The 262-nt window shown below is 57.3% G+C and carries 1 pseudogene; it reads left to right on the forward strand.

Annotated features, from left to right (window positions below):
* A pseudogene (locus P0G09_RS20745) lies at positions 1 to 262 on the forward strand (hypothetical protein); the annotation flags it as partial.

Consider the following 262-nt stretch of genomic DNA (forward strand, 5'->3'; position numbering starts at 1 on the left):
AGCCTTTGTGAGCCTGCCCCTGCTGGTCTCCTTCATGCCCATGCTGATGGATACTGCCGGCAACTGCGGTAACCAGATCAGCACCCTGATGCTGTCGGCCACCTTTACTGGTATGGTCACCACCCATTACGAGGAAGCCTTTGTGAGCCTGCCCCTGCTGGTCTCCTTCATGCCCATGCTGATGGATACTGCCGGCAACTGCGGTAACCAGATCAGCACCCTGATGCTGTCGGCCACCTTTACTGGTATGGTCACCACCCAT

The sequence above is a fragment of the Faecalibacterium sp. DFI.5.82 genome (assembly GCF_029076575.1).
In the GTDB taxonomy this organism is placed as follows: domain Bacteria; phylum Bacillota; class Clostridia; order Oscillospirales; family Ruminococcaceae; genus Faecalibacterium; species Faecalibacterium duncaniae.